Origin of the sequence: Pseudomonas sp. GZD-209 (assembly GCF_049310485.1) — a bacterium.
In the GTDB taxonomy this organism is placed as follows: Bacteria; Pseudomonadota; Gammaproteobacteria; order Pseudomonadales; family Pseudomonadaceae; genus Aquipseudomonas; species Aquipseudomonas sichuanensis.
Genome location: NZ_JBMOWQ010000075.1, coordinates 1 through 4,825, shown reverse-complemented (window position 1 = coordinate 4,825; position 4,825 = coordinate 1). Strand labels below are relative to the sequence as shown.

The following is a 4,825-nucleotide window of genomic DNA, read 5'->3' as shown; positions in this document are numbered from 1 at the left end:
CGGGGCAAGCCCGCTCCCACGCCATACGCTCGTGGAAATGGCGTGGGAGCGGGCTTGCCCCGCGATGAGGCCGGCAGACTCACCTCCACCTGCGCAAATATGCCTGCTGCTCCCGCCACGCCTCATCCTGCACCACCGCCCGGAACCGCACCACCGCCCCCGGCATGCACTGCGCCAGTTGCGCCAGCGCCAGCGGCGTCAACGCGCCCAGCCGCGGATAGCCACCAATGGTCTGCCGGTCATTGAGCAGCACGATCGGCTGCCCGTCCGGCGGCACCTGCACCGCGCCCAGCGGGATGCCCTCGGAAATCATTGGCGCCCCCTGGTACACCAGCTGCGGCCCCAACAGGCGGATGCCCATGCGGTCGGCACGACTGTCCAATGTCCAGTCACGATTGAACGCCTCGAACAAACTGGTACCGCTGAAGTCGCCAATCTGCGCGCCCATCACCAGGTCCAGCAGCGGCTTCTCGGCATACACCGGACGCACCGTTTCAGGCACGTGGGAGCGGGCTTGCCCCGCGATGGCAGCACCCGCGTGCAACACCTCTCCTTTGAGCAACGCCCGGCCCTGCCCATCCAAGCCACCCAAGGCTTCGCGCACCACCGTCGCACAACTGCCCAGCACCACCTCACCCGCGAATCCGCCGGGCGCCGCCAGATAAGCCCGCGCGCCCTGGCGCGGCTGACGCAAGCTCAACTGCTGCCCCTTGCCCAGCCTGAAGCTGCGCCAAGGCGCCACTGGCTGGTCATCGATACGCGCATCCAGGTCGGCACCGGCCAACGCCAGTACGCAATCCTGTTCGGCGACCACGCTGAAACCGCCCAGGGCGATCTCGACCACGGCGCAATCCAGGTCATTGCCCAGCAGCCAGTTGGCCCAGCGCATGGCCACCCAATCCAACGCCCCGCCCTGGGTCACACCCAGGTGGCGCACACCGAAACGCCCGGCATCCTGCAACAGGCACAGCGCGGTGCTGGCCTCGATCCGCAACTGGCTCATGCCTGGGCCTCCAACGGGCTGTCGTCGCCGCCCAAGGTGATGAACTCACGGCGGTCAACCGCCACGAAACGTACCCGGTCGCCCGGCTGCAGCAGGCTGTAGCCTTCGCGCTCACGGTCGAACAGGCGCACCGGGGTGCGCCCGATCAGGTTCCAGCCGCCCGGCGATACCGCAGGGTAAGCGGCCGTCTGGCGTTCGGCGATGCCCACGCTGCCCGCCGCCACGCGCTTGCGCGGGGTGCTCAGGCGCGGGCTGGCCAGGCGCTCGTCGACCAGGCCCATGAAGCCGAAGCCGGGGGCGAAACCCAAGGCAAATACCGGATAGTCGCGCCCGCTGTGCAGGCCGATCACCTCGGCTTCACTCAGCCCGCTGCGGGCGGCCAGCAGTGGCAATTCAGGGCCGACACTGGCGTGGTACCACACCGGGATTTCGTGGCGCCGCCCGGCGCTGCCGGGGTCCGGCTGCAACCCTTCGAATGCCTGCACGATGCGCTGGCGCGCCGCGTTCGGTGCCAGGTCGAACTGCACCATCAGCGTGGTATAGGACGGCACCAGGTCGATCAACTGCGCGCCGAACACCGCTCGCAGGCGCTGGCTGGCGGCGAGAATCCAGGGCATGTTGGCCTCATCGATACGCTCGAACAGGCGCACCATCAGGCTGTCGAACGCCACCACCTCGATACGCGGCGTCATGGCAGCTCCAGCGCGTCGAGGGCCTGGCGGATCTGGCGTACGGCGGCCACCGAGCTTTCGTTGTCGCCATGCACGCACAGGGTGCTGGCGTTCAGCCCCACAGCGCTGCCGTTATCAGCCACCAGTGCTTCACCCCGGGCCAGGCGCAATGCCTGCTCGACCACCAGGGCCGGGTCGTGGTGCACCGCGCCCGGCAGGCGCCGCGACACCAGGTGACCGCTGGCGGTGTAGGCACGGTCGGCGAAGGCTTCGAACCACAGCGGCACGCCGATCTCGTCGCCCAGGGCCTGGGCGGCACTGTTGTCAGCGGTGGCCATCAGCATCAACGGCAGGTCGCTGCCGTAAGCGGCCACGGCCTCGAGCACGGCACGCAGCTTTTGCGGGTCGGCCATCATGTCGTTGTACAGCGCGCCATGGGGCTTGATGTAGGCCACCCGGCTGCCCTGCACCTTGCAGATGCCATCCAGCGCGCCGATCTGGTAGTGCAGCAGGTCGCGGATCTCCTCGCTGCTGCAGGCCATGGAGCGGCGACCGAAGCCCACCAGGTCCGGGTAGGCCGGATGCGCGCCAATGGTCACGCCATGCTCCAGCGCCAGGGCCACGGTGCGGCGCATGGTGCCCGGGTCGCCGGCGTGGTAGCCGCAGGCGATGTTGGCGCAATCGATGTACGGCATCACCTCGGCATCCAGGCCCATGCGCCAGCTGCCGAAACTCTCGCCCATGTCGCAATTGAGTAGCAGGCGTTTCACTTGGCTGATTCCCGTGTCGATGTTCATGCTGCCTACCTTAACGTGCCAGCAGTTGTTTGCCGCGGGTTTCCGGCAGGCTCAGCGCCGCCAGGATCACCACGCCATAGGACACCGCAGCGAAGGCGCCAATGCCCAACCCCAGGGGTACTTTCTGGCTGAGCAGGCCGATCAGCAGCGGGAACAATGCCGCGAAGACCTTGCCGACGTTGTAGCAGAAGCCCTGCCCCGAGCCGCGGATACGGGTGGGGAACAGTTCGGTGAGGAAGGCGCCCATGCCGCTGAAGATGCCCGAGGCGAAGAAGCCCAACGGCAAGCCCAGCCACAGCATCACGTCATTGCTGACCGGCAGCTGGGTGTAGAGCAGCACGATGACGAACGAACCCACGGCGAACAGGATGAAGTTCTTCTTGCGCCCCAGCAGGTCGGACAGGTACGCGCTGACCACGTAGCCGATATAGGAGCCGACGATCACCATGGCCAGGTAGCCGCCGGTGCCGAGCACGCTCAGGCCGCGCTCGTTCTTGAGGAAAGTCGGCAGCCACGAGGTGATCGCGTAGTAACCGCCCAGCGCCCCGGTGGTCAGCAGCGAAGCACGCACGGTAATCCAGAGCATGCCGGGGGCGAAGATCTCGTAGAAATGCGAAGGCTCGGCAGCGCTTTCGGCGGCCTTGGCCTCGCGATAGACCTCCGGGTCCTTGACCAGGCGGCGCACGAAGATCACGAACAGCGCCGGCAGCAGGCCGAGCAGGAACAGCGCGCGCCAGGCTTGTTCAGGCGGCAGCCAGGAGAACAGCAGCGCATAGAGGATGGCGGTCAGGCCCCAGCCGATGGCCCAGCCCGACTGCACCATGCCCACCGCCTTGCCACGGTCCTGGGCGCGGATCACCTCGCCGATCAGCACCGCGCCGGCAGTCCATTCGCCGCCGAAGCCGAAGCCCATCAGGGTGCGGGCGATCAGCAGTTGCTCGTAGTTCTGGGCGAAGCCGCAGAGGAAGGTGAAGAAGGCGAACCACAGCACCGTCAGTTGCAGGGTGCGTACCCGGCCGATGCGGTCGGAGAGGATGCCGGCGATCCAGCCGCCCAGGGCCGAGGCGATCAGCGTGCTGGTGTGGATCAACCCGGCCTCGGTGGTGCTGATGCCCCAGAGCATGATCAGGGTCGGCACGACGAAACTGAGCATCTGGGTGTCCATGCCGTCCAGGCCATAGCCGATCTTGCAGCTCCAGAAGGTGCGTCGTTGCTGGGAGTCGATGTCGCGGTACCAGGCGAAGGGGCCGCTCGAGGATCGGGCGGGGGCCTGCTGCTGCACGCCGGTCGGGTTCATGTATGCCTCGGCTTGTTGGTATTGTTTTACGGGCGACGTCGAGGTCGCGGCCTGACTGCCATGTTCAGAGCCAGCGCCTCAAGCGTCCAACGAGAAAATCCGCCGGTCTGGAACAAGAAAAACTGATCATGAACCTTCGTTTCCTCGAAACCTTCGTCTGGGTCGCCCGGCTCAAGAGCTTCCGCCTCACCGCCGAGAAGCTGTTCACCACCCAGGCCTCGGTGTCCAGCCGCATCGCCGCGCTGGAGGCCGACCTTGGGGTGAAACTGCTGTTGCGCGACTCGCGCGGGGTCAGCCTGACGCCCGAGGGCAGCAAGGTGCTCGAATATGCCGAACGCATGCTCGACACCGCCAAGGCCATGAAGCAGTCGCTGGACAGCGACCGGGCCAAGACCGGGCGGATTCGCCTGGGGGTCATGGACACGGTGATCCACACCTGGATGAGCGCGCTGGTGGCGGAGCTTACCGAACGCTATCCGCAGGTGGAGATCGAACTGGTGGCCGACACCGCGCTGAACCTGCGCGAACAGCTGCACAAGGGCTTTCTCGACGTGATCCTGCAAACCGACCTGCTGCGCGAACCGTCGATCCGCAGCCTGGACCTGGCGCGTTATCCCATGGGCTGGATCGTTGCCGCCGGCTCCATCCACCACCGTGACTATGGGTCGCTGGCTGAACTGGGCCGCGAACGCATCGTCACCTTCTCGAAGAATTCACGGCCTCACCAGGAGGTGCTCAGCCTGTTGCAGGGTGCCGGGGCCGAGGCGCCGCGTTTGAACTGCGTGAACTCGGTGGCGGCGATCACCCGCTTGCTGCGCGATGGCTTTGGCATCGGCGCGCTGCCGCCGGCGCTGGTGGACAGCGAGTTGAGCCGGGGAGAACTGGTGCTGCTGGAGGGGTTGCAGCCACCGCCGAGCCTGGAACTGGTGGTGGCCTGGCAGACCGGGGTGGCGCTGGTGGACGAGGTGGTGGGGGTTTGCCGACAGGTGCTGGAGCGCTATGCGCGGGATGTGGGGGGGCAGCGGATTGTGTTGGTCTGAAGGGCCCTATCGGGGGG

At 66.9% G+C, this 4,825-nt stretch carries 5 protein-coding genes; 1 reads left to right on the top strand and 4 read right to left on the bottom strand.

Going from position 1 to position 4,825, the window contains the following annotated elements; all coding sequences use genetic code 11:
• Nucleotides 1-79: 79 nt before the first annotated feature.
• Genes ACO6VM_RS10770 through ACO6VM_RS10755 form a run of 4 tightly spaced genes read right to left on the bottom strand, consistent with a single transcriptional unit; the run spans nucleotide 80 to nucleotide 3,768 of the window.
• Complete coding sequence (locus ACO6VM_RS10770) at nucleotides 80-1,003, bottom strand: biotin-dependent carboxyltransferase family protein (RefSeq protein WP_422403239.1); 924 nt, start codon at nucleotides 1,001-1,003, stop codon at nucleotides 80-82.
• Nucleotides 1,000-1,695: a 5-oxoprolinase subunit PxpB gene (gene pxpB, locus ACO6VM_RS10765; RefSeq protein ID WP_401057698.1), complete on the bottom strand. Its 696-nt coding sequence runs from the start codon at nucleotides 1,693-1,695 to the stop codon at nucleotides 1,000-1,002. Before pxpB ends, ACO6VM_RS10770 begins: the two co-directional genes overlap by 4 nt.
• Nucleotides 1,692-2,471, bottom strand: a complete 780-nt coding sequence (locus tag ACO6VM_RS10760; RefSeq protein WP_390967665.1) for a 5-oxoprolinase subunit PxpA — start codon at nucleotides 2,469-2,471, stop codon at nucleotides 1,692-1,694. The genes pxpB and ACO6VM_RS10760 overlap by 4 nt, the downstream gene beginning before the upstream one ends.
• A gap of 10 nt (nucleotides 2,472-2,481) precedes the next feature.
• Nucleotides 2,482-3,768, bottom strand: a complete 1,287-nt coding sequence (locus ACO6VM_RS10755) for an MFS transporter (protein WP_422403238.1) — start codon at nucleotides 3,766-3,768, stop codon at nucleotides 2,482-2,484.
• A gap of 128 nt (nucleotides 3,769-3,896) precedes the next feature.
• Here ACO6VM_RS10755 and ACO6VM_RS10750 point away from each other — a divergent pair, with 128 nt between their 5' ends.
• Complete coding sequence (locus ACO6VM_RS10750) at nucleotides 3,897-4,808, top strand: LysR family transcriptional regulator (RefSeq protein ID WP_347151585.1); 912 nt, start codon at nucleotides 3,897-3,899, stop codon at nucleotides 4,806-4,808.
• The last annotated feature ends 17 nt before the right edge of the window (nucleotides 4,809-4,825 follow it).

Excerpts from the sequence above, each read along its gene's own strand:
- ACO6VM_RS10770 (WP_422403239.1), bottom strand. The coding sequence starts at position 1,003 with ATGAGCCAGTTGCGGATCGAGGCCAGCACCGCGCTGTGCCTGTTGCAG.
- pxpB (WP_401057698.1), bottom strand. The coding sequence starts at position 1,695 with ATGACGCCGCGTATCGAGGTGGTGGCGTTCGACAGCCTGATGGTGCGC.
- ACO6VM_RS10760 (WP_390967665.1), bottom strand. The coding sequence starts at position 2,471 with ATGAACATCGACACGGGAATCAGCCAAGTGAAACGCCTGCTACTCAAT.
- ACO6VM_RS10755 (WP_422403238.1), bottom strand. The coding sequence starts at position 3,768 with ATGAACCCGACCGGCGTGCAGCAGCAGGCCCCCGCCCGATCCTCGAGC.
- ACO6VM_RS10750 (WP_347151585.1), top strand. The coding sequence starts at position 3,897 with ATGAACCTTCGTTTCCTCGAAACCTTCGTCTGGGTCGCCCGGCTCAAG.